The sequence below is a fragment of the Pseudoalteromonas sp. SG41-2 genome (genome assembly GCF_014164535.1).
Taxonomy (GTDB): Bacteria; Pseudomonadota; Gammaproteobacteria; order Enterobacterales; family Alteromonadaceae; genus Pseudoalteromonas; species Pseudoalteromonas rhizosphaerae.
In genome coordinates this window covers 160,678-183,742 of the sequence record NZ_JACJFK010000008.1, presented here as the reverse complement: position 1 = coordinate 183,742, position 23,065 = coordinate 160,678, and the positions used below count along the sequence as shown (strand labels likewise).

Below are 23,065 nucleotides of genomic sequence, written 5' to 3'. Positions count from 1 at the left end.
CTAAACCAGAGCCTAAACCAGAGCCTAAACCAGAGCTTAAACCGAAGCCTAAACCAGAGCTTAAACCAGAATCTAAGCCCCTAGAGAAACCAGCCCAAGGTGCAGAGGGTGCAAGCTTAGCAATAAATGCAGAGAGCGTTGTCTCTAGTAATAAAAAAGTTGCAACGAATACGCAAAGCTCCCCCCTTAACAAGGGGGCTATTAATGCTAGTTTTGCAAACAAAAAAAACTATGCAACGACCTTATTAACATGGCTAGAAAAGCACAAAGAATACCCAAGAATAGCTAAAAGTAGACGCCAGCAAGGCACTGTAATCGTATACTTTATAGTTGGTCGTGACGGTATGATCGTCACAAGCCGCATAGAGCAAACATCGGGTTACCCAGCGCTGGATGATGAAGCCCTCAAAATGTTACAACGCGCACAGCCATTACCCGCCATACCAAATGGTATCGCAGGCAATAATCTTGAGCTTGTTGTACCTGTTGAGTTTTTTATAAGGTAACGGCTTTTAATTGCCAAGGTATCAATGAGTTTAAATAGAGCCGAGTGCAAAAAGGTATTAAAGTAATGTTATAGCGTTATCTAGCGCTAAGTAAAAATCAGTGATGAAAAAGCCGACAAAAGTCGGCTTTTTCAATTATTTAGCGGTTACTTATAAAACGCTTCTACTGTGCCTTTTACTTTCATAAGTAATGGCTGGCCGCGGCGGTCTAGTGCTTTAGGTGCGGCTACTTTGATCCAACCTTCACTGATGCAGTACTCTTCAACGTCAAAACGCTCTTTGCCGTTAAGTGTAATGCCGATTTCATGCTCGAATACTTCTTCTACATAAAATTTGCTACGTGGGTTGATCGAAAGTTGATCTGGTAATTCTGGTTTATTTGTATCAGTCATAATTGTGATCTGCATTGAATATATTGTGTGCCATTGTAGGCAATACAGGCCTTAGGCTCAATATACTGATCAAAATAAATTAACTGCACAGTTGCTTTGATTGCTTAATGCAGTGGCTAATTATTTCGTCACGAGTGACATCTTTGTCAAAGTAATAATCAAAGCGCATAGTGAGGTTAGTCGCTTGCTCTTGCTCAGGCCAATGCCATTTACGAACAAGTTGCAGAGTAGCTGACACCATAGCATTTAGGGTTGGTATTATTTTTTATTAAATTGAACGTTATATTGTATCACCGCTTTGCAATTATGTTATATTATATCCAAACAAGACTAGCAATCATTAAAGTGGATCATGAAGTACTCAGCATTAACTCTTGCCTTTGCAGCACTCTCTTTTGGCTCTAATGCCACAGAATCAGATATAGAAACCATCACAATTGCACATAAACAAGCCTTTAGAGGAGATATTCCTGTTAAAGAGCTGCCGCAGTCAATTACCACATTAAGTAAAGAAATGATGGTTGATAATGGCATCACTAAATTCAGGGATGCACTTGATTTTTCTGCCAGTATTTCTCGCAAAAATAATGGTGGGGCATTGTGGGATAGCTACTCTATAAGGGGGCTATCGGGTAATGAAAATATGCCATCAGGCTATTTAATTAATGGCTTTAGTGGTGGGCGAGGTTTTGCGGGCCCACGTGATGTATCTAACATTGAATATATTGAAGTGTTAAAAGGCCCAGGTTCTGCACTCTATGGTCGCTCTGAACCAGGCGGTACAATTAATATTATTACTAAAAAACCACAGTTCTATCAGCAAGGCCAGTTAAAAGCTGAACTTGGCAGTGATGATCATAAACGTGTGCAAGGTGATTACACTAACGGCCTAACTGAAGATATTGCATTTCGAATTAATGGTGCATGGCAAGATAGTGACAGTTTTCGAGATCACGTACATCATGATAAGTTTGTGATCACGCCTTCGGTGTATTACAGCATCAATGATAAATCGTCATTAACGTATGAGTTTGAGTACGTTGACCAGCAGCAAATGTATGACCGAGGTATTGTTGTACTTAACGATAATTTTGACACCGTACCTAGAAGCCGTTTTTTAGGTAACCCTAATGATGCGCCAACTAAAGTGCACTCTCGCGGACACCAACTTAATTATGACTATGACTTTAATCGCGACTGGTCACTCTTATTGGGCGCTAACCATCGTACCGCTACGTTAACAGGTTTTTCGTCTGATGCTGAACTATCTCCTTCAAGACAGACTTTGTCTTTAGATAATCCTATGCTTACGCGTCAACACCGTTATAGAGATTATTACTCTGATGATTTGTCAGTACGCGCAGAATTAAGTGGTCATTTTGATCTTGCTGATATCACTAACCATGTTTTGATTGGTGTTGATGGGTATGACTATGAGCTTCGCACTGGGCTTTATCGTTATCGTGGTGGTAAAGATACGTACACATTAAATATTTATCAGCCAAACTACAGTGAAGGGCAAGGCCCCGATGTTGCGCAACTGTATGAAAACAATGAAAAGCAAAAGGCATACGGTATTTATGTACAAGATCAGTTAGACCTTACCGAGCGTTTTAAATTAATGCTGGGATTGCGGTTTGATGAAATTGAGCAGAATATTTTCGAGACTAAGTCAGGTGTTGCTTCAGATAGCACGATGAATCGACTTAGCCCACGGCTAGGCATGGTATATGAGCTAAATGATGCGATTAACCTTTATACCAGCTATTCCGAAGGGTTTATACCTTTAAGTGGTACTGACGCTCAGGGTAAATCGTTTGGTTTTGAAGAAAGTGATTCCTTTGAAGTGGGTGTGAAGTTCGGCTTTGACAACGTTAGCGGTACCATCGCTTTATTTGATGCTAGCAAAGGCAACATGTTGGTGGCTGACGAGAAGGGTTATTCAAAACCTATTGGTAAAGTAACCAGTAAAGGTATTGAGGTTGATCTGACTGGTAGTTTAGGTGAAAACACTCAGTACACACTTTCGTATGCTTACGTAAAGGCTGAAACAGCCAAAGACATGATTAATGTTGATTGGTTAGAGCCTATTCCTAAAGGTAGCCCGTTAGTTAACGTACCAAAAAATAATTTTTCGCTTTCTTTAAATCACAATACCCGTGTACTTGAGCAAGACATTAAATTTGGTGGTCATTATCAATATATTTCAGAGCGACTAGGCGACCCAGTAAACTTATCTTTTAACTTACCAAGTTATCAGCTGGTGGGTTTATTTGCTCAATGGCAGGCGACTGAACGGACAAATGTTTCACTTAATGTTGATAATGTATTTGATGAAAGCTACATAGCCAGTAGCTACAATGCATTATGGGCCTACCCTGGTGCACCAACACAGTTTAAATTGGGTATAACATATGACTTCTGAACAAGTTAAAAACCGTATTCATAGTATCGATATCATGCGTGGCGTGGTTATCTTATTAATGTTACTTGATCATGTGCGAGAGCGTTTTTTCTCGCAAATGCCGGTATTAGACCCAATGGATGTTGACGTTACCTCTCCAGGGCTGTTTTGGAGCCGTTTTGCAGCGCACTTTTGCGCGCCAACCTTTATCTTTTTAACAGGGCTTTCGGCGTGGCTTTATAGCCACCCAAGCTCAGGTAAAGTGCGCTCTGCTCGTAGTTTTTTAGTTAAGCGGGGGTTGTTTTTAATTGCCCTTGAAGTTACGGTTATTTGCTTTTTGTGGATTTGGTTTATCCCGACTATTTTTCTACAAGTGATATGGGCTATTGGCCTGTGTATGCTGGCTCTGGCATTACTAATTAACTTACCGCAACGACTATTGTTAGCATTGGGTTTATTGATTGTTTTTGGTCATAACTTACTTACACCAATTACCTTCAGTCCTGATGAGTGGGGTTATACCTTATGGACTATTCTGCACGATCGTGGCTTTATCTCCGAAGGTGGTTTAGTTAATGTCAAAATCAGTTACCCTGTATTACCTTGGATTGGGGTTATATTACTTGGTTACTGCGCAGGCCCACTGTATGCACATAACCGAGACAGTGAAGATCGTAAACAGTGGCTGATTGGTTTGGGCTTAGCGTGTATAGCGTTATTTGCTATTTTACGTGGCTTAAATATCTATGGCGAAACACTACCTTGGCAGCAGTTTTCAACAGCAGTGCAAACGGCTATGTCGATATTTAACGTTACCAAATATCCACCTTCACTGAGCTTTTTATTAATCACTTTAGCGCTGATGTTTTTTGGCTTATGGTTTTTTGAGCGTCCGTTAAATCGCTTTAGTAATGCTTTAAGAGTGTATGGCTCGGTGCCGATGTTCTTTTATATTTTTCATCTTTACGTTTTATTGATTTTATACACAATTTGCAGTGCTATTTTTGGTGCTAATCATGGTGCATATTTTGCCGTAAATGATATTACATGGATTTGGTTAATTACGGTTGTGTTAGCCGTTACTTTATATTGGCCAACTAAGGCATTTAGTCACTATAAGCGCAAAGCAAATAAACCTTGGTTAAAGTATCTTTAGAGATATAACACTTACTTAGTGGTTAAAAGCGGTGTTATAAGTTTATAACACCGCTTTTTATGCCTTTATTTTTTACATTTTTTTTAGCATGTCTTCATTAAGCACTCTAACTTCGCGTTGCGGGAATGGTATCGCAATATTATGAGCTTTGAGGGTTTCTAGAATAATTAATAGTAAATCACCACCAACCCGGTTTTTACCATCATCAATTCCCTGCATCCAAAATTCCACAAACATATTAATGCCATTATCGCCAAAGCTATCTATTTCACAGTCAGGACGCTCTTCAAATGGTACATCAGGCCCGCTAATTACTTGTGGATGCTCGGCAACAGCTTGTTTAATTATTTCTACCATGGCTCTAACATCGGTGGCGTATGCCACACTAAAATCAACACGGTAGCGCTGTTTTGGGTCTTTATGGGTCCAGTTGGTCAGCAGTGATGAAATAAAGGTTTCGTTAGGAACCAGTATGTCTTTGCCGTCGTAAGTTTCTAAAATTGCATGGCGCATTTTGAACTCTCGAACAAAGCCACTTTTGCCGTTTTCTAACTCAACAAAGTCACCAATGGTGAGTGACTTATCGAGCAAAATAATGATGCCAGAAATAAAGTTGGAGGCGATTGATTGCAACCCTAAACCAAGGCCAACACCTAACGCACCACCAAACACAGCAAGGGCGGTGAGGTTAACACCCATAATGTTAAGCAGTAATAACGCGATGACACAAAACAGGCCAACTTCAAAGAGTTTGGTAAAGACTTCGCGGGTGCTGATATCCAGAGTTTGCTGGTTGCGAATTATAACCTTACCAACATTACTGGAAGCGCGACCTAACCAAAATAAAATAGCCCCAAAAAACAATACCCGAGTTAGGCCATATAAACTGACTTGAATATTGCCTAAATTAATCGAAACCGCTTCAAGGGTTTTAATAAATGCTGGCAAAAAGCCCAGTAGGTGCAACAGCAAAACGGGCAGGCCAACTAACTTAAACAGTGCTGACATAAAAGGGCTGCTAACAAACTCTTTAATAATTGAGTAAGCAAACAGCAATATAGCAATGTTGAGCGCGGTATTCATTAACCACACTTGCAAGTCTACAGTGATGCCGATAGAGGTAAATATTCGCAGTAAAATGATTGCTACTAGCGGGTAAACGATATTGCTAAGTCGAAACAGCATAATGTTTATTGGGTGATCGGACGCCACTTTAGTGTGCTTATCAACGCGCTTTTTAACTGTTTTAGAATAAATCCAATAGGCGGCAGCATAGCTGGTGATGATCACCAATAATTGTAGATACGTTGCTTGTTGGCTAAGCATTGATTGGATCAATAACCAAACAGATTCAAATTGTTTGGAAAAAAACTCACTATCCATACGGAGTACTTTTTTAGATAAAATAAGATCTTTACTATGGCTGATAAGTCTAAAAATTTACAGAATAAATAAACGTATCAATAAATTTGACAAATAGTAGAGCTTTACTGTGTCATTTAGCGTGAGTATTTCACCGCGACTACTGAGTGAGCAAGCTTTTCGGCCGCTTGTCGTTATGCTAGCCAAACAAAGTTAGAGTGTCTATTGGAGTAAATTTGATAATGCTTTTGATAGCATGGGAGTGGCAATAAATAAAAGTTGTAGGTTGTGAGCTTTTGGGACTAAAAAATTATTAGCTTTCATATAGTGCGAAATATCTGCAATCGCAATAAGGACTCACTTATCTAAATGCTTTTAAAATAGTGGTTTTATTATCAATGTTTTTTTAGTCACTTTTTCTTTGGTTTTAAAGTATTAGTTTTACTTCTGTGCCAAATATCTACTTTTGTAATGTATTGTAATACTGCATCGCTGATGAAACCTTCTACACTCATTTGACTTACGCGACAAGTTTCTTGGTCGCATATAACTGTCATCATGGAGCAATTGAAAATGCAGAGTGCACAAAAGGCGGTAAGGATTAACCTCGATCTTGATCTTAAAGTCAGCATCAAACAATACAAAAAAATTAAAGAGCGTCCCGTAAGTTACAAAGACGCTGATATTGCGTGTATAAAAGCCATCGCACAAGCTGCGATTAACGTTGAGTTATTTACCATCCCGTTATATATGACAGGTCTGTATTCAATACAAGGCATGCATGCAATAGGTGGGGATGAAGGCTTGTATCCCGAGCGTTTATGGCCTGGGTTAGGGGCAACAGCAGGCTTTATTCCTAATGAACGAATAGCAAAATTAGATATTACTCCAACGCCAAAACCCAGCAAGCCACTGAGCGTAAATGAACAGGCGTTTAATGCTGTTTATAGTGTGTTTATAGAAGAAATGCTGCATTTACAGTTGGCTTCTAATATCGCCAGTAAACTAAATCTAACTCCTTCATTTACCAGTAATGCACTGCAAACAGAAAAGTTTGGTTGGCATTGTTATGACGATACAACGCAAATCCCGCATATCTTAGATTTTAAAGACTGCAGCCGTGATTTATCAAAACTTAGCCCTAAAGTGAAAGAATACTTTACAACTCACTTTCAGGGTCAAACACTACAAGATATGCGAGTCAATGCAGCGGCATTGACAAAAGAGCAGGCTTTACTGTTTTTATTGATTGAAGAAACCGAGGAAAGTGCAAAAAAATTAATAATCAATAAAGATTTAGATGGCGTTCGCCCTAAATACTTTGAAACAGCTCCTTTTGATTGGTTTAAAGCAACAGATACAGAAGTTGATTTACCTATGTTTGGTTCTATCGGGCATATGTATTGCTGTTATTGGGACTATCTTGAAATTGTGTATGAGGATGGTAGTAGCTTAATTGATATTTTGGTGAATCCAGCTAAACCTGATTCCGTGCAACGTGATTACTTTAATACTCGTGACTCAGCCGAATATAAACCGCAATACCCGGGGATTAATGGTTCAATCAATGAAAGTAATGATCTAGATAAGTTAAAAATTGAGATTGTTAATAATATCAATGCAATAACGGATCAAGGTGAAGGTAAAGGTGTTGTTTCTGAAATCTGCAGCCGCTGGGCGGCAGAGAGTTGGGTAATAACGTATTTGCAGCAACAAACGGTAGCATTGAAAAGCACACCGATTGAGGCAGATGATCATCAGGTCGCTGCTAAGTTTCAACCTAATGCTGATAACCTAAAAGAAGATTACCCAGCGGATAGCGCTGGGCAAAAGCCACTTCCTGTATCTGGTATTGCATGCGCACGTATTACAAATACTAAAAAAGATCATTTTATTACCTTTGCTGATGTACTTGATTTGATTATTCAATATGAATACCAAGAGGGTCAATCTTACAGTGATAACAACGCGGCCCAAGTGTATATGACCTGGCAAACGTGGCATAACTTGTGCGGTAAATTTACAGTAGCAATGCTTAACCCGCAAGGTGGCGATAAGGCTAAGCAGAAGCACCCAGATTTACCTGCTGTAGTTGATGTAGAAAAAGCATTGAATAATTTGTTTTCTAGCCCTGAACGTCGTGCACAAACACATCAAATTTTTAGTGAATCAGCGGTTGGCACTTTAAAAGGACTTACCACAGCATTGGATCGCTATTGGGGTGGTAAAACGACTGAGTTTCCAGGTCCTGCAATGGGGGGGTCGGGCGATCGAGTATCTATTTGTTGGGCTACAACAGGGCAGGCTCCAGATCTGGTTGCGGGTATTGCGGATATGTCTAAGGATGTTTTATACCATGCGTGCCAAGGTATGGATTATACAAAAGAAAATTCAAATAATTTACCTCCCGCAACAGTGTTCCACAGCTGTAAAGGTTCGAACAATTGCAAAGCGCAAGGTGGGTGTGGGTTTGTGCATAGCACAACACCGGGAGGAAGCTGTGGTGGTAGCGCCCCTGCTGATGGTCCATTTAGCGCTCCTGCAAATAACAAATGTAATAATTTAGGTGGTTGTGCTGTGCCGATTTCTGCCTCGCAGCTATTCCCAAAAGAGCCATCAGCAAAACCCCAGATGCAATTATTTGAATTTGGTGATGGACCAGACTATGCATCTACGGCTAAACCATATACCGACCCAGAAACAGGTAAAGTTCTAGAGCAAATGCCATTTAAAGAAGGTGATGCGGTTTACAGTATCGCGTGGCAGGCCTATTGTAATGCAAAAGGAGTGCAAACTACGCCGCCACCTGCAGATGATATTCGCTTAGCGCTTCCGCCTTCAACTTAATTGGATTGAATACATGACATCATACATACAGAAGCAGCCTTTTGCTGCTTCTGCTATTGAGCAAATAAACCCGCTAGGCTTTGGTTTGGGGTTGCGCAGTGAGCATTATCCGTACTTAATGCAAAAACCAGTAACAGGGGTTGATTGGTTTGAGATCATTAGTGAAAATTACATCGATAATTATGGCTATGGCCGTCATGTATTAGAACAATTGATGGCTGATTTCCCTATTGTTATGCATGGTGTGTCTATGAATATAGGCAGTAGCTCTGCGCTTGATTTTGACTATTTAGAAAAGTTAAAAGCATTGGCGGATTTTGTAAAACCAGCGTGGATATCAGATCATCTATGTTGGACAGGCTTTGCAGGAGTAAATAGCCACGATTTACTACCTATGCCGCTTACTGAGGAAAGCTTAAAGCATGTTATTAACCGGGTTAATCAGGTACAAGACTTTTTACAGCGGCCATTAGTGCTGGAGAACCCCTCTACTTATTTAGAGTTTCAAAACTCGTCGCTCACGGAGCCGGAGTTTTTTACGCAGCTGGTCGAACAAACACAGTGTGCTATGCTGCTAGACGTTAATAATGTTTATGTGTCGGCGTATAATCACGGTTTTTGCCCAAGGACATATATAAAAAACTTACCGCTTAAAAGTATTGTGCAAATGCATTTGGCGGGGCCAACACTCAGCGGGCATTGTTTGATAGATACCCATGATAAACCAGTTCCTGAACCTGTATGGGAATTGTATCAACTCGCGCAATCTTTATGTGGGCCTGTCTCGACTTTACTGGAATGGGATGCAAATATTCCTGCGTTTCCTGAATTAGTCGCTGAGTTAAACAAAGCTAAAACTGTATTAGCGGGTCAAATTCCTCATGCTCCAGTACAAAATAACCACCAACAAGGTTGTATTTCTACACCGCTGGTTTTAGCTAAAGAGAAATTATGAGTGAACATTCATTGAGGCAAGTGCAGCATTGGTTGCAAACAGTATTAATTGTTCGTGGTGATTTGGATGATAAACTCTTACAGGCATATGCGCATGATGGCGTTATGCTTGATACGCTAATTAAAAGTACAGATAAAATTTCAGCCCAGCAGCGAGTAGATATTTACGCTGCAGGTTATGTGCTAAGGCTTGTGGATTGTTTACGTTGTGAGTTTTCATTGTTGGCGCAGTATATGGGAGATACGTTATTTTCCACATTTGCTAAAGCATTTATTGTGACGGTGCCTTCTAAAAGTTGGAGTCTATATTATTTAGGTGAGCAATTCGCCGAATTTTTAGCACAAACTAAACCACAAGGTATAATCGATGTTGCTCAACAAACTATGGTCGATTTACCTGCTCAAATAGCCTTATTTGAACGCACCAAGTCTGAGGTGTTAGTAGCCCAAGGTCTTGAAAAAAATGTAACGGCAACCGAGCTTTCTATCGAACAGCAAATGCTCACGTGTTTAGTAAATAATACTGATATTCAAGCGGCGCCTTGTTTGCGAGTAATAACATTAGATTACCCTATTTTAGAGCTCATTTCACAAATTGAAGCCTGCATAGCAAAATTAGAAGTAATGCCTGATGAGTTGATTTTACCTATTCAGCAACCATGTTACCTTGCTTTAACACGTATACATTATAGATTTAGAGTCTGGTCTTTAGCTCATTGGCAGTATTTGCTACTCGGTTTTTGTATACAAGGAAGTAGCTTTAATATGGCGATTAAGCAAACAGCATTACAGCTAGAGGTTTCTAGCGATGAGTTAACCTCAGACGCAATGATGTGGTTGCCACAAGCAATCAATATGGGCTTGTTGTTTCAATAAGTGCTACAAGTAAGCAGTTAACCTAATTGATAACAATTAAATAAACTATAACGCCAAGATTTCATCGCGATTACTTGGCGACCAGGCTTTGTCAGCCGCTTGTTGTTGCGTTAGCCAAATAAAATCAGTGTGCTCATTCGGATCTAAAGTAATGGCGATATCATCGGGTACGCAAATACTAAAAACATACTCAGTATTAATTAACGCATTGGCTTGATAGCGGTGTCGCCATGACTCTCTAATGGTATATTGATTGGTTTTTTGGTGATCACGTATTGTTAAACCCAGTGCGCGGGCATCTATCCCTGTTTCTTCTAATAGCTCACGGTAAGCTGTCACAATAGGCGTTTCGCCTTCATCAATCCCGCCGGTGACTGATTGCCAAAAGTTAGCATCATCGGTACGTTGGATCAGTAAACAGTCTTTATTTTTTTTATAAATAACAACCAGTACAGAGAAGGGTTTACGAAGTGGTTGGTTATTTAACAAAATAGAGCCTTAAATAGCGTTTGTTGAATCAGTTTACCTAACTACGAAATGTTTAACTAGCCAGATCACATCACTAACAACCAAATACCCAGCAACAAGAGTAGTACATTCATTATTTTCAGAAACTGCGAAGTATTGAGTTTGCCCTGCAACCAGATCCCTAAACGATTACCACAAAAAGCAATCGGCAAGCTGGCAAGTGCAATTAATGCCCACTTTATTTCGATTAAACCCAGACTAATAAAGCCAATAAGCTTGACGGCATTCATCATCGCAAAAATAATCGCCACAGTTGCGACAAATCGTTTCGGTGGTAACTTAATGGTACTGAAATACATTATTAAAGGTGGGCCGCCAGCATGTACTAAGGTACTTGCAATACCGGCTAAACCGCCCATAGAGAAGGCACCTAAACGGCTATTTAAGGCACTCAAAGTAAACTTGCTAAAGGCTAAACTGCGAATAGCAAACACTATACATAAAATAGCAATCGCTGTTTTTATAAACGCCGCGTCTAACCAGCCAATTAACGCATGTGCAATAACTACGCCTACCAATAAACCCGGTAGTAAGCGTTTAAGTTGCTGTATATCCCATTGTTGCCAGTAACTTTTTAAACTAAAGACATCGGCAACAATAAGTACCGGTAGCATCAAACCGATTGCGGCAACAGGGGGCATCACTAGCATTAGTAAAGGGACACTAAACACTCCAAGCGCTCCTGCAAAGCCTGATTTTGACACGCCGGTGAGCAATACGACAAATGCGATGATAGAGAGGGTTGTTACTGTCATTAGTTTTTCTACTTACTGATTATTTACTTTATGCTGGTAGATCAAACCACAGCGCTTCTAAGCTGCTGGTGGCTGTTAATGTTACCCGTTCATTGCGATTTAGTGCAAAGGCATCGCCGTTACTAAAATTTTGCTTGTTTGCGTCTATATGCCCGCAGATAATATGCAAATAACCTTTTCTATCCGCTGTTTGCAATGTATGCGATTGACCCGCATCAAGTTTTAAACGATAGATACTAGCATCTTGGTTGATGCTCACGCTGCCGTGTTCGCCATTTGGTGTAACAAGTGGTGTAAGCTGAGTTGTTTGCGGAATACTTTTTTGCTCATAGCTAGGGGCTATACCACGCAATTTGGGTTGTATCCAAATTTGTAAAAAGTGCGCTGTTGCAGAATTTGAAGCATTATATTCGCTGTGCATAATGCCACTACCGGCACTCATCCGTTGCACGTCACCAGCAGGAACAATGTATTCATTACCAGTGCTGTCTTGGTGTTTTAATGCGCCTGAAATGACATAGGAAATTATTTCCATATCTCGGTGTCCGTGAGTGCCAAAGCCTTGGCCTGCAAGTACTTTATCTTCGTTGATCACTCTAAGTACTGACACCCCCATGTGTTTTAGATCATGGTAATGGCCAAATGAAAAACTATGCTGACTTTGTAACCAACCAAGATCAACTTGGCCGCGCTCGCTGGCTTTGCGTATGTAGTGCATAACTTAACTCCTGATTAAACGCTAATTTGAATAGCAGCAGTATAAGTTTTATAAGGAAGATTAAAATCGCTTTTAAAAGGACTATTTGTTCTAATTAATAGAATGAAAGCCCTTGATTAGCAATCAAGATCAGCCTGCATTACTTGATATCGTAACTCGCCAATGAATGTGCGCGCTGCCGGGCCAAGGCGATCACCGTCTTTAAATAGTAAATGTAGCATGGCACTGCGCTTACTATTGTGGCTAAGATTAAGGGGCTTGAGCCGATTTTGTGCTAACTGATTGGTAATCGCTGTGCTAGGTAGCCAAGCAAAGCCTAAGCCGTTGCTGATCATATCAATGGAAGTCCGCATATGGCTTACTGTCCAGCGCTGGTCGGCACCTAACCAGCCACCGTCTTGTTTATTGTGTAAGGCTGAATCGCGTACCACAATTTGTCGGTGCGATTTTAAATCTTCAAGGGTGATAGGTCGGGTGATGCTATGTAACGCATGATCTGGGTGCGCAACAGCAGTAAACTCGATATTGCACAACTCTTCACTAAACCCGGCTTTGCCAGTGAATCCCGATATTGCAATATCGGCACTGGTGTTCTCTAGTAATTCATTCGCGCCAGTCAGTACTGATTCGTATAATTCAATACGTAATAATGGATACATTGCCGAGGTATTGTTGAGTACTTTATAAAGCAGTGCTTGCGGAAAAACTTCATCAACAGCAATACGTAATTTGCTTTCAATCCCCTCACTGAGGGTCTGCCCAATTGCTTCTATTTTGGCGGCTTCATCGAGTAGGTAATTAGCGCGGCGCATCATCATCTCACCAGCTTCGGTGATCACGGTTTTACGTCCTTCAATAGTAAATAACTTAACACCTAAAGCGGTCTCAATTTTACCAACAGCATTGTGAATACTTGATTGGCTTTTATAAATTTTTAGTGATGCTTGATTAAAACCGCCATGTTCAACCACAGCCCTAAACATACGCCATTGCTCTAAAGTTATTTTAAGCATCTTTATGGTTGTCCTCGCAGTCACCTTGGTCACAGGTATTGAGTGATTCTCTGGCACGTTTATCTTGATTGAGTACTTGTTTTAGATCTTCAGTACGTTGGCGTACAGCTACACCATAACTGTGATCATCGCCCCACAGTTTTGCTAGTTGCAGTACTGAGGCACGATCGTGCTCTCTAAATAAGTGTCCTGCGCGCTGCGAGTCTTCTTTTGAATTTCCTAATAGTTCTAGGGTTTCAACGGCAAGGTTGATGGCAGAGTCAACGGTTTCTCGGTTAAACGCATCAACGTGCAAATTAAGTAATTGGTAAGCATGGCGACGATCTTTAGCGCGCGCCACAATCTTTAAGTGCGGAAAGTGTTTGCGGACAAGTTTAACTATTTCGAGAGTTTTGTCGGCATTATCAATAGCAATAACCAGTAATTGTGCGGTATCAGCTCCAGCGGCTTCGAGTAGTTCTTTACGTGCTGCATCACCATAATGCACCGTATTACCAAAGCGGCGCAGCAGATCAATTTGGCTAGGACTGTGATCAAGGACACTAATATCATACCCTTGGGTGCTCAGTAAGCGCCCCATAATTTGTCCAAAACGGCCGTACCCAGCAATGATTACGTGTTTGGCTGGGCTTATCTGCTCTGGTTTATCAAACTCAGGTTTTGTTGTTGTGTTGCTACGTTTTTGTAATGTGTCGTAAAGCATTAATAGTAAAGGGGCTATTAACATTGAGATGGCCACGACTAAGGTGGTTAAGTTGCTTTGTTCTGGGGTTAAAATTTGCAATGTATTAGTCATCGTCAGGAGCACAAAAGCAAACTCACCACCTTGTGCTAAGGCTAAAGTGAATAACAGTTGCTGGGTATGATGAATTTTAAAAGTTCGTGCTAAGGCATACAAAACAGCGGCCTTTACAACAATTAAAGCGGCAACCAATGTAACCACTAAAGTAAATTGATTAAATAACAATGCAAAGTCGATAGAGGCACCGACAGCGACAAAAAACAATCCTAATAACAGTCCTTTAAAGGGTTCTATATCGGCCTCTAACTCATGACGAAATTCACTTTCTGCCAGTACCACACCAGCTAAAAAAGTCCCTAACGCTGGAGATAAGCCAACATTTTGCATAATCAGCGCAATCGCTACCACTAAAAATAACGCAAATACAGTGAATATTTCCCGCATTCTGGTTTCAGCAATGTACCTAAATAGCGGCGCAGAAATATACTTACCAGCTAAAATAATTGCCGCGATCACTGTTACTGAGGCGGTTACTTGCCCCCAAACTGGCCAATCAGCAGTTAGCGAATTATGCGTGCTGGTGGCATTTAACATTGGCTCAAACGCCAATAATGGTAGTAATGCTAAAATAGGAATAACGGCAATATCTTGAAATAGCAGTACCGAAAACGCATTTTGGCCGGCTTCATTTTTCAGCCAACCTTTTTCTTCCAGGCTTTGTAGCACAATTGCTGTTGAAGAAAGCGCGAGCATTAAACCAATTGCTAGTGCTGTTTGCCAATGCATGGCCATAAACCAATAACAAATTGCAAAAATTACCGCGGCTGTTAGGGTTACTTGCAAACCCCCAAGCCCTAAAATAGAGTGGCGTAACTTCCAAAGCCTTGCTGGTTGTAGTTCAAGGCCGACTAAAAACAGCATCATTACTACACCAAATTCAGCAAAGTGCATAACAGACGTTTGATCGCCCACTAACCCCAGCAAATACGGGCCAATTAAAATACCTGCCAGCAAATAGCCGAGTACGGAGCCTAACCCAAGGCGTTTTGCGATAGGCACCGCAACAATGGCTGCGGCTAAATAAATTAATGCGATCTCTAACATAGTTGTCCTTTGCTAATACTGGCTAACTTATTATGCCTTAAAATACTGTTTACTATAGCGGAATAAATTCTTTATCGTCACCAGGGATTTTTGGGAAACGTTGAGTTTGCCAGTCTTGTTTTGCCTGCTCTAAGCGTTCTTTGCTATAAGCAACAAAGTTCCAATGCAAGTATGGGACTTTTTCAAATTTATCGCCACCGAGCAAAATAAAGCGTGCATCACTGGCAAAGTGAATATCAGTATCGAGGTTATCAAGTAGGATAAAATCACCTGCTTGATAATCCTGTTGACCCACGGTAACGCTTCCATAAATAACATATAACGCGGTTTCTTGCTGTGGGTTAGGCGACTTAATTTGACTATTGGCGCTGCCAACCACATCAATATAAAACATGGGGGAGTAGGTTTTAACTGGGGAGCTTAATCCGTAAGCTTCACCAACAATTAAGCGCATCATGATACCTTCATGAATTATGTGTGGTAGTTGCTGTTTTTTTATATGGGTGAATGAAGGCTCAATCTCAGTCATATTTTCTGGTAGCGCAATCCAGCATTGTAAGCCGTCAATATGATGCGGGTTAGCGCGCACTTCAAAGCTTTCTCGTTCTGAGTGAACAATGCCTTTACCTGCCGTCATCCAGTTCACATCGCCTGGGTGGATTTCTAAATTATTACCTAGCGAGTCGCGATGTAAAATGCTGCCGCGAAATAAATAAGTGAGTGTTGATAAGCCTATGTGCGGGTGAGGGCGAACATTGATCCCTTGGCCAACAGGAAAATCGTTTGGTCCCATGTGATCAAAAAAGATAAATGGTCCCACCATTTTTTTATCAAAATTAGGCAGTACGCGCTTTACGTTTAAGCCACCAATATCATGTTCAGTTGGGTTGAGTATTTTAGCCATGTTTTGCTCCTTAAAGGTGACCAAGCAGAGTCACGTTGATTCGATTAATTGAATACATAAGTTATAGCCCTAACAATAGATGATCACTTAATTTCGAGTGTCACTATTGATGCTTGATTAATAATATACTCAGGTTAAAAGAACGAAAATTAGTAAAAATAGGCATTAACATTCTTTTTTAAAGAATTTTAATGGTGTGTTGTATGGCACTAAAAGGAGCTTTATGCGTAGTAAACAGTGCTTACTATTACTTGTTGATGTTTTTAATGCAAAATACCGCAGGTAGGGAAACTAGCGACGACACATTTACGCTCATCAAGCATTGCGATAAGACGCTGAGGGTATTTGCGATTAGCAAAACATAGCAGTTGTTGTGATCACACGACCGACAACACAAAATTAGACAGTAAAAAACGGCCAATTACTTGGCCGTTTTACATCAAGAGTTAGTTAAGTTTTACTGGGCCGTTGATATTATCGATGCTCAAATCACCAGAGCCAGCGTCAATGATGGTGAGACCTTTACTGTCGTTAACACGAATACTGCCTGAGCCATCCTCAATGGTGACTAGGCCATTTACATGTTCAACATAAATATCACCCGATTCATCTTCAATGGTGATGTAACTGCCTAGAGTTTTGGCATTGATGCTGCCAGAGTTATCGTCAATATCTACGCTGCCAGTGATATTAGTAAGGGTTATATCACCCGAATCATCTTCAATAGTCATATTGCCAGCAACGTTACGTGCAGTAATACTGCCAGAGTCATCACTGATCTCTACATTACCAGTAATATTTTGCAGATCGATATCCCCTGAATCATCGTCAATTGTGACGTGATGACCTTGATCAATACGAATGCTCCCTGAGTCGTCATCTATAATGATATTACCTAGTACACCAGCAATATCTATATCGCCAGAGTCATCGTCAATCTCAAGGTTAAATGAGCTTGGCACAGTAATAACTAAATCAATACTGGGTGAATTACCTTGATATACCACTATTCCTGATGAACTATAATTTTTTGCTATAAGTACGGCTTTATCGCCTTTTTGTTCCAGAGTAAGTATGTAAGGGTCATCACTTTTTGCTGTATAAATAGTGGCATCTACGCTGATGTTAGTTGCTGTGGTTGAGCCGATCACTTTAAGTGAACCCGCCTCAGCATTAATACTTAGTTGCTGTAATTGTGACGCTGATATTGAGCGTTGCTGCTGTTGTTGTATATTGGCTGACGAGGTTGAAACATGCACAATACAGCCACTGAGAAACAATAGGCTAGTGGCAATAGGAAGGGCTTTGGCTAGCAAAGAAAGAGGTTTGTTGATCATTATTTATTTTCTCATTGTTAATTATATTTTACGATTTGCTAATTTATAGCAAAAACAAAGCCAAAATTTAATGATTTGTTTTTATTGGTTTTTATTTTTATTATCAGATAAGTATAGCGAATAAGTGGTCAAAAATACCAAATTTAGGGTTGTTCTTAATATTCTTTAGATTGGATCTGGAAGGTACGCTAAGCCACTTCAACACGCGTGAAGTGGCTTAGTTTTTTCTATTTATTACAAATATTTATGAACGCTTGGTTTGGTTTTTCTTCAGTGTAATAAATTACTGTATTAGTGTTTGATGTATTGCGGACTGTATCCTCAGCGATAGTGACTTCATAAAAGGCGCTGGTGGGTAGGGTAATATTTAATTTACCAAATACGTAGGTCCCACTATTATTTTTCTGCAATATTACAGATTTCGTTTCATCAAACTGATACTGGAAACTTTTTGAGGCTAAATAAGTACCAACCATTTTAAAGCGTAAGTTTACAGTTTCAGGGCCTGTGTATTCTGGGCATACGATTGTTGATATCTCAACATCTTGCACAATCGGTAAACTTAATTGGCTTAAATTTAAGATAAAGTTATTCCGCGTAACAGCCACTGAGCTATATTCGCCGGCAGCTAATCTGTCATCTGCAGTGACAATTGTTGCTCTTTCACCTTCATACAATACTAAAATAGTGTCGAAGATGCCTTCTGCGTCGGTAGTTAGTGGTACATCGTTCAGTGTCAATTTGGCATTAGCTACTCCTAAATTATTAATATCAGTAATTCGCCCTTTTACAGTACCTTGGAGTATTGCCTTGTCTGTTGCAACGGCAAGGAAATACGTAAAGTTGGAGTTACCATCAGCATCTTCAATAATGATGCTTAATCTATAATAACCAGCAATATCAGGTGTAAATTGCGTAGTACTTTGATCTGTATTTGTTAAAGTTACAGTTGAACCATCAGGTTTGTAAAGCTCCCAAGTATAGATAAGTGCGGTGCCTTCAGGATCATAGCTTTGGCTAACATCAAAGGTAATGGGATTGCCTACCACTGCTAGGCGGGTGCGCATTCCTTCAAAAACAATTATTGGCGGCGCATTTTCATTCACTATAATAGTAATTGTTTGCGTATCGGAGTCTTTATTACCATCGTTGGTACGAAGTGAAATAACAAAACTTCCTGCACTTGATGCTTTAAAGTAAGGTTTAGCAACGTCTGAGTTAGAAAGCGTAGCACGTCCTAATGGCGATAAAATTTCCCACTGGTAGGTAAGCTCTTTGCCTTCAGGATCTGTGCTTTGTGAGCCATCAAGTTGAATTTCTTCATCGACTAAAATAGGTGCTACATCAGCAATAATCGCTGTTGGTTTTGCATTGGCTTGAGCGTGAAGAACGCTTATTACTTGCTCAGAATTAAGCTGTCCGTCTGATACGATTAATGTGATCACATAATCACCTTCAATATCAGCACTGATAGAAGGGGTTGCTGTCGTACCTTGGATTAGCTGCGCTTTACTATTCTCAGGTCTGCTTTTTATCTGCCAAAGGTAGCTTAAGGGTTGCCCTTCAGGATCGTTGCATTGTTCGCATTGCAGAGTAATAGTTTCAGCTAAGTTAATGTTTCTCTCAGCTACAAGTTGTGCAATAGGAGCTTGATTTGCTATCTCTACAGTTAAAGTAACTGTGGCGGTATCAGTTTCACCATATTGATCTTTAACTGTTAGTGAGAGCGTGTACTCACCGAGGTCTAAAGAAGAGAAGCCTGCGGTATTGCTTAAGTTATCAGTGAGTGTCGGGTTGCTATCGGCAGGTTGTGCGGTAATAGTCCACAGATAACTTAGTGTATCACCTTGATCAGGGTCACTGCTTTGCTTGCCATCTAATGTGACTATGCTGCGAGGAGCGACGGTTTTATTTTGTACTTTAATAACCGCTTGAGGAGCTGAATTTTCGTATAAAGACTCACTTTTTATCATTACCTCGTTGCTTGCTGTTTCCCCCAGTGAATTAGTAATGGTTAGCTTTATTGCGTAAGCACCTGTTTTATCTGCAATGAATTTGCTGGTAACGCTATTATTATTTTCTATGATTGCATTGCTGGTAAGAGGCTTTGCCGTAAACTGCCATAAGTATTTATTTATTACACCGTTAGATGTGCTACTTAGCGCACCATTTAATGCAACCACATCACCTTGTTTAACTGTTTGAGTAAGTCCTGCATGAGCAATTAATTGCGTTGGCTCGGCTTTAATTTCAATTAATTTTTCAACTGGGGCGCTCGAAAGTTTGCCATCGCTCACAACTAGAATTAGTTTATAACTCTTTGCTTCAGCAAGTGATACTTCAACTTTACTTTCATTATCAACAGCAAGAGCGAGCTCATTTTGTCCGTCTGCAGTGGTTAAGCGCCATTTATAAACTAATGAATCGCCGTCGGGATCGCTACTTTTTGTACCGCTAAATGTTAGCGCGGTATTTACCCGCATTTCACCGGTTGGTGCACTGATCATGGCAACGGGTTTATTGTTAGTGACTTTATTGGTTGGTTTTTTTTCTGAGTCACCACCTCCTGAGCCACAGGCTGTGAGAGTTAGGATCAAAGCTAGCTGGATTAAAAAACTCCATTTCATATTACTTTCCTTGTTGTTGGTTTTGTTGTTGGTTTTGTTGTGTTTAGTGGTACTGTAAAGCTAAGCCTGTAGTGCTTGCTATTAAATTTAAATGAGGATTATTTCTGGTTTGAATTAGGTTGGTATAAAGTCCATTTTTCATAATATTTATTTCCGTTAAATATTTTATAGTTATGTTAATTTAATTGTTTATAATATGAACCCAAAAGAGGGAAAATAAAAGAATTAAATTCAAATTTTAGAAAAATTTTGGCGCTAAGTTGTTTATGTGTTTATTTAGAGTTGTAGGCCAAGCTAAGTTACTTGGCCTTTATTTTTAATGAGGGGTTTTATTCAGGTGCTACATCTAATGTAGTAAATAATGAATAACGTACGCTATCGATACCTTTTTCAGTTGAACCTTCGCTCACACTTGCTTCAATCAGGTATAGTCCAGGGTGTTGCCATGTGTTAGTGAAAAAGCCGTTTTTATCTGTGGTTACTTTAACTTCGCCACGTTCGTTACGATAACGTGTATCACCTTTTAAGATGGCAAGTTCTATGTTGGCAGCAGGTTTACCGTCTTTTAATAACTGAAAACGTGCCTCTTCACCAACAAATAAATCATTAGGATGAGTCGGGCCGCTGATCTCTAAGCCTTGACCAAGTAGCGCAGGTTTTGAGGTGCCGTTGCGGCTTACAAATGTATCTACCGTTGCAATCGATTTTGTGGTTTTAATATCGGTTGCATCAGCTGGGATATCTTTACTGTCTTTAGGGCCAAATACACGGCCACGTTCGCCTTTGGCATCTTTATAAAAAGTCATTAGTCGTGGTTCTTGGCTCATCGTTATATGATAAGTACCTTCCCCAGCTAGTTTTACCGCCGCTGAATTTTTACGTTGCAGATAATATGCACGAATTTTATCGCTAACTGGTTTGCCATCAGGGCCGATTGCCATAATCAGATTATCATCATATTCCGCGCCTTTTTGTGCTGGACGATATGCTTTATCTGGTGCGAAAATTTCATTCGAAATACTGGCATCGATCATCACATAATGTGCTTTGTCGCCTGAAAGAGATGTGTGCGAAGGCACTAACCAGCGAGCATGTGCATTGGCATAGCTAGATGCTAGGGCAGTGAAAGTAAGTGCGCCGATAAATGCGCTTTTAAGTAAATTGATTTTCATAGTCTTTCCTTATTTAAATTGTTTTAGCAGCTACATTTACTGACTTTTAATGGTGACGAAGCTTTGTGAAAATTCATTGGTGCCATCGATGGTGATCTTGCCGTCTTTATTTAGATCAAGTTCTACACGGGTGTAATCACGGCCACCTTCTTCGCGAACGACTTCTAAATTAAGTAAATACTTGCCTGCAGCTACGGCTTTGCCATCTAGATCTGTGCCATTCCAGTTAATGGTGTAAGTACCTGGGCGCTTTGTTGCACCTGTTACACCATCAAAGTTAGCGTCACTTTTTCCGGCTTTACGCCACCACTGGCGTAAGTCTTTAAACCATTCTGCTTTTTCAACCCATAAGGCAACCGTGGTTACATGCTTACGCTCTGGGGTTTCTAGCCAAACCGCGACATAAGGTCGATGGTAAGGTTGTACGTCTAGAGCAGGTAGGGTTAGTTCTATTTCAAGTTCAGCGGCATTCGCATGAGGTTGAAACAAAGCTGCTGTAAATAAAACAACAGCGCTTATTAAGGTATTAAGTTTTAGCATTAAGACACTCCTTTTAGTTGCGGAACCCAGCATAAATAAATGACTGCTGGTGTTGCGACCCCAAGCACTGTTAGCCATATTCCTACTAAGCGTTTTTTTCTATTTTGAAATAAAATAATCATCCCGGTGATAGCAAAAAAAATCATTAACACGGCTGATATATCAATCACCCAGCTCCATGCTTCGCCGCTATGACGGCCTTTATGTAAATCGCCAATTAAGCTTAAAAAGCCGCCAGTTTGATATTCGAGATTCAGTTCGCCACTGATGAAATTAAGTTCTGCGAAGGCAAAACCTGCAGGCAGTGGGTAGTCGAGCATCACGAGTGCATCTTCTTTTTCCCAGTCGATACTTTTTACTTTAGTTAAGCCATATTGGTTGGCTAAGTAAGCTTCTATTTCAGGGTATAAAATGGGTAAGGTTGCTAGGTTTTCTTGGCCCTGCTCAAGTAATGCACTTGGGAGTGATGTGGTTAGTTGCCCATCACTTTTATCGCCTTCTAGCCAATCAACATGATTAAGTACAATCCCACTGACAGAAAATAAAATAAGCAAAAACAGCAGTGCTGTTGATAGATAAATATGCAACGCACGACTGGTACTATATAAAGTTCGTTTATTTATTAACGGCATAAATAATTTAGTAGTTAAGCAATATTATCTACATGGTAATGATTTGCATTAGTTATCACAACATTATTTACGAAATTTACATTGGTAGGTATTTTGAAGGGCGAGAGAGTAAATAAATCATAACCGCTATTTCGATGCCGGCTACCAGCAGTAAAACCCACCACGGCGGTGCACAAAGCAGCAATACAATAAAGCCAAGTGACATACCAATACCCGCAAACCACTTCGCCTTTACGGGTACTACTTTGTACTTTTGCCAATGGCGTAAGGTTACGCCATAACGAGGATGATTGAGTAACCAAGCAGCGAGTTTTGGGGACGAGCGAGTAAAGCACGCTAATGCCAAAATGAAAAAAATAGTGGTGGGCATCACAGGTAAAACAATACCTATAATTCCCAGCCCAACCAAGGCTAGTCCTAATAGTTGATAGCCAATACTTTTATAAGTGGCTAAAATTACTTTTAAATTCATGAATAGACTTGTGCCTGATAAAGT

21 protein-coding genes are annotated in these 23,065 nt (G+C 40.2%); 6 read left to right on the top strand and 15 right to left on the bottom strand.

Annotated elements, in window-relative coordinates:
• On the top strand, nucleotides 1-506 hold a 506-nt coding region (locus tag H5186_RS08690), incomplete at its 5' end, for an energy transducer TonB (protein ID WP_182794345.1).
• A gap of 146 nt (nucleotides 507-652) precedes the next feature.
• Here H5186_RS08690 and H5186_RS08685 read toward each other — a convergent pair.
• Together H5186_RS08685 and H5186_RS08680 are read right to left on the bottom strand one after the other, a co-directional pair.
• Nucleotides 653-898 carry a DUF3297 family protein gene (locus H5186_RS08685; RefSeq protein WP_149982278.1) on the bottom strand — a complete coding sequence of 82 codons (246 nt, stop codon included), beginning with the start codon at nucleotides 896-898 and terminating at the stop codon, nucleotides 653-655.
• A gap of 79 nt (nucleotides 899-977) precedes the next feature.
• Nucleotides 978-1,139, bottom strand: a complete 162-nt coding sequence (locus tag H5186_RS08680; protein WP_182717542.1) for a hypothetical protein — start codon at nucleotides 1,137-1,139, stop codon at nucleotides 978-980.
• Nucleotides 1,140-1,250: 111 nt separating this feature from the next.
• Here H5186_RS08680 and H5186_RS08675 point away from each other — a divergent pair, with 111 nt between their 5' ends.
• Together H5186_RS08675 and H5186_RS08670 are read left to right on the top strand one after the other, a co-directional pair.
• Complete coding sequence (locus tag H5186_RS08675; protein ID WP_182794344.1) at nucleotides 1,251-3,323, top strand: TonB-dependent siderophore receptor; 2,073 nt, start codon at nucleotides 1,251-1,253, stop codon at nucleotides 3,321-3,323.
• Nucleotides 3,313-4,458: a DUF1624 domain-containing protein gene (locus H5186_RS08670; protein WP_145240173.1), complete on the top strand. Its 1,146-nt coding sequence runs from the start codon at nucleotides 3,313-3,315 to the stop codon at nucleotides 4,456-4,458. The genes H5186_RS08675 and H5186_RS08670 overlap by 11 nt, the downstream gene beginning before the upstream one ends.
• Before the next feature lie 72 nt (nucleotides 4,459-4,530).
• Here the strand turns inward: H5186_RS08670 and H5186_RS08665 are convergent, their stop codons facing one another.
• Complete coding sequence (locus tag H5186_RS08665; protein ID WP_149982276.1) at nucleotides 4,531-5,841, bottom strand: mechanosensitive ion channel family protein; 1,311 nt, start codon at nucleotides 5,839-5,841, stop codon at nucleotides 4,531-4,533.
• A 552-nt stretch (nucleotides 5,842-6,393) separates the two neighbouring features.
• On the opposite strand from H5186_RS08665, the gene H5186_RS08660 reads away from it, so the two are divergent.
• From H5186_RS08660 to H5186_RS08650, 3 genes are read left to right on the top strand one after another with little or no spacing between them, the layout of a single operon-like run.
• The gene (locus H5186_RS08660; RefSeq protein ID WP_259398452.1) at nucleotides 6,394-8,667 is read left to right on the top strand and encodes a ferritin-like protein; all 2,274 of its coding nucleotides are present in this window, start codon (nucleotides 6,394-6,396) and stop codon (nucleotides 8,665-8,667) included.
• A 13-nt stretch (nucleotides 8,668-8,680) separates the two neighbouring features.
• A complete protein-coding gene (locus tag H5186_RS08655) occupies nucleotides 8,681-9,622 on the top strand; it encodes a DUF692 domain-containing protein (RefSeq protein WP_149982274.1) in 942 nt (313 codons plus the stop codon).
• On the top strand, nucleotides 9,619-10,497 hold the full coding sequence (locus tag H5186_RS08650; protein WP_149982273.1) for a DNA-binding domain-containing protein: 879 nt from the start codon (nucleotides 9,619-9,621) through the stop codon (nucleotides 10,495-10,497). The genes H5186_RS08655 and H5186_RS08650 overlap by 4 nt, the downstream gene beginning before the upstream one ends.
• Nucleotides 10,498-10,542: 45 nt before the next feature.
• Here the strand turns inward: H5186_RS08650 and nudB are convergent, their stop codons facing one another.
• The 12 genes from nudB to H5186_RS08590 all read right to left on the bottom strand — a co-directional run bounded on the left by nudB (nucleotide 10,543) and on the right by H5186_RS08590 (nucleotide 23,041).
• Nucleotides 10,543-10,986, bottom strand: a complete 444-nt coding sequence (nudB, locus tag H5186_RS08645; protein WP_182717536.1) for a dihydroneopterin triphosphate diphosphatase — start codon at nucleotides 10,984-10,986, stop codon at nucleotides 10,543-10,545.
• Nucleotides 10,987-11,051: 65 nt separating this feature from the next.
• Nucleotides 11,052-11,780: a sulfite exporter TauE/SafE family protein gene (locus H5186_RS08640; protein WP_149982271.1), complete on the bottom strand. Its 729-nt coding sequence runs from the start codon at nucleotides 11,778-11,780 to the stop codon at nucleotides 11,052-11,054.
• Between the two features lie 28 nt (nucleotides 11,781-11,808).
• Entirely contained in the window at nucleotides 11,809-12,498 is a 690-nt protein-coding gene (locus H5186_RS08635) for a pirin family protein (RefSeq protein ID WP_182767421.1), read from the bottom strand.
• A 116-nt stretch (nucleotides 12,499-12,614) separates the two neighbouring features.
• Entirely contained in the window at nucleotides 12,615-13,511 is an 897-nt protein-coding gene (locus H5186_RS08630; RefSeq protein WP_149982269.1) for a LysR family transcriptional regulator, read from the bottom strand.
• Nucleotides 13,504-15,357, bottom strand: a complete 1,854-nt coding sequence (locus H5186_RS08625; RefSeq protein ID WP_145240191.1) for a monovalent cation:proton antiporter-2 (CPA2) family protein — start codon at nucleotides 15,355-15,357, stop codon at nucleotides 13,504-13,506. Before H5186_RS08625 ends, H5186_RS08630 begins: the two co-directional genes overlap by 8 nt.
• Nucleotides 15,358-15,409: 52 nt before the next feature.
• Entirely contained in the window at nucleotides 15,410-16,261 is an 852-nt protein-coding gene (locus tag H5186_RS08620; protein WP_145240193.1) for a pirin family protein, read from the bottom strand.
• 446 nt (nucleotides 16,262-16,707) lie between these two features.
• Complete coding sequence (locus tag H5186_RS08615) at nucleotides 16,708-17,598, bottom strand: DUF4097 family beta strand repeat-containing protein (protein ID WP_145240195.1); 891 nt, start codon at nucleotides 17,596-17,598, stop codon at nucleotides 16,708-16,710.
• Nucleotides 17,599-17,825: 227 nt separating this feature from the next.
• Entirely contained in the window at nucleotides 17,826-20,225 is a 2,400-nt protein-coding gene (locus H5186_RS08610) for a PKD domain-containing protein (RefSeq protein ID WP_182794343.1), read from the bottom strand.
• 329 nt (nucleotides 20,226-20,554) lie between these two features.
• The gene (locus H5186_RS08605; protein WP_182717530.1) at nucleotides 20,555-21,397 is read right to left on the bottom strand and encodes a DUF4198 domain-containing protein; all 843 of its coding nucleotides are present in this window, start codon (nucleotides 21,395-21,397) and stop codon (nucleotides 20,555-20,557) included.
• 36 nt (nucleotides 21,398-21,433) lie between these two features.
• Nucleotides 21,434-21,937 (bottom strand): DUF2271 domain-containing protein, encoded by a 504-nt coding sequence (locus tag H5186_RS08600; RefSeq protein WP_182794342.1) that lies wholly within the window; start codon nucleotides 21,935-21,937, stop codon nucleotides 21,434-21,436.
• A complete protein-coding gene (locus tag H5186_RS08595; RefSeq protein WP_145240203.1) occupies nucleotides 21,937-22,569 on the bottom strand; it encodes a PepSY-associated TM helix domain-containing protein in 633 nt (210 codons plus the stop codon). Before H5186_RS08595 ends, H5186_RS08600 begins: the two co-directional genes overlap by 1 nt.
• Nucleotides 22,570-22,645: 76 nt before the next feature.
• Nucleotides 22,646-23,041 (bottom strand): YbaN family protein, encoded by a 396-nt coding sequence (locus tag H5186_RS08590; protein WP_182730689.1) that lies wholly within the window; start codon nucleotides 23,039-23,041, stop codon nucleotides 22,646-22,648.
• Between the last annotated feature and the right edge of the window lie 24 nt (nucleotides 23,042-23,065).

Coding starts and splice junctions, on each gene's coding strand:
- H5186_RS08685 (WP_149982278.1), bottom strand. CDS start 898: ATGACTGATACAAATAAACCAGAATTACCAGATCAACTTTCGATCAAC.
- H5186_RS08680 (WP_182717542.1), bottom strand. CDS start 1,139: ATGGTGTCAGCTACTCTGCAACTTGTTCGTAAATGGCATTGGCCTGAG.
- H5186_RS08675 (WP_182794344.1), top strand. CDS start 1,251: ATGAAGTACTCAGCATTAACTCTTGCCTTTGCAGCACTCTCTTTTGGC.
- H5186_RS08670 (WP_145240173.1), top strand. CDS start 3,313: ATGACTTCTGAACAAGTTAAAAACCGTATTCATAGTATCGATATCATG.
- H5186_RS08665 (WP_149982276.1), bottom strand. CDS start 5,841: ATGGATAGTGAGTTTTTTTCCAAACAATTTGAATCTGTTTGGTTATTG.
- H5186_RS08660 (WP_259398452.1), top strand. CDS start 6,394: ATGCAGAGTGCACAAAAGGCGGTAAGGATTAACCTCGATCTTGATCTT.
- H5186_RS08655 (WP_149982274.1), top strand. CDS start 8,681: ATGACATCATACATACAGAAGCAGCCTTTTGCTGCTTCTGCTATTGAG.
- H5186_RS08650 (WP_149982273.1), top strand. CDS start 9,619: ATGAGTGAACATTCATTGAGGCAAGTGCAGCATTGGTTGCAAACAGTA.
- H5186_RS08640 (WP_149982271.1), bottom strand. CDS start 11,780: ATGACAGTAACAACCCTCTCTATCATCGCATTTGTCGTATTGCTCACC.
- H5186_RS08635 (WP_182767421.1), bottom strand. CDS start 12,498: ATGCACTACATACGCAAAGCCAGCGAGCGCGGCCAAGTTGATCTTGGT.
- H5186_RS08630 (WP_149982269.1), bottom strand. CDS start 13,511: ATGCTTAAAATAACTTTAGAGCAATGGCGTATGTTTAGGGCTGTGGTT.
- H5186_RS08625 (WP_145240191.1), bottom strand. CDS start 15,357: ATGTTAGAGATCGCATTAATTTATTTAGCCGCAGCCATTGTTGCGGTG.
- H5186_RS08620 (WP_145240193.1), bottom strand. CDS start 16,261: ATGGCTAAAATACTCAACCCAACTGAACATGATATTGGTGGCTTAAAC.
- H5186_RS08615 (WP_145240195.1), bottom strand. CDS start 17,598: ATGATCAACAAACCTCTTTCTTTGCTAGCCAAAGCCCTTCCTATTGCC.
- H5186_RS08610 (WP_182794343.1), bottom strand. CDS start 20,225: ATGAAATGGAGTTTTTTAATCCAGCTAGCTTTGATCCTAACTCTCACA.
- H5186_RS08605 (WP_182717530.1), bottom strand. CDS start 21,397: ATGAAAATCAATTTACTTAAAAGCGCATTTATCGGCGCACTTACTTTC.
- H5186_RS08600 (WP_182794342.1), bottom strand. CDS start 21,937: ATGCTAAAACTTAATACCTTAATAAGCGCTGTTGTTTTATTTACAGCA.
- H5186_RS08595 (WP_145240203.1), bottom strand. CDS start 22,569: ATGCCGTTAATAAATAAACGAACTTTATATAGTACCAGTCGTGCGTTG.
- H5186_RS08590 (WP_182730689.1), bottom strand. CDS start 23,041: ATGAATTTAAAAGTAATTTTAGCCACTTATAAAAGTATTGGCTATCAA.